Source organism: Gilvimarinus sp. 1_MG-2023, assembly GCF_030548285.1.
The window spans coordinates 1-235 of record NZ_JAUOSC010001740.1; the positions used below are offsets into that span (position 1 = coordinate 1).

At 51.5% G+C, this 235-nt stretch carries 1 protein-coding gene; it reads left to right on the forward strand.

The annotated features are described in order from the left end of the window. Nucleotides 1-235: arsenic resistance protein (locus Q4563_RS22695; RefSeq protein ID WP_442903872.1), on the forward strand; the 235-nt coding region annotated here is incomplete at both ends.

Sequence of the window (235 nt, forward strand, 5' to 3'; positions counted from 1 at the left end):
CTGTTATACGTTGTTTTGCCATTGATTGCCGGTGCCCTGACCCGCAAGAAACTTGACCGGGGAAACGATCACCAGCGCCTGAACAGTTTTGTTGCCGCTCTGAAACCCTGGTCGATCGTTGGCTTGCTGACCACAGTGATTTTGCTGTTTGGTTTTCAGGCCGAAACCCTGCTGGAAAAACCCCTGGTTATCGGCCTGATTGCCATTCCGCTGTTAATTCAGACCTACGGCATCT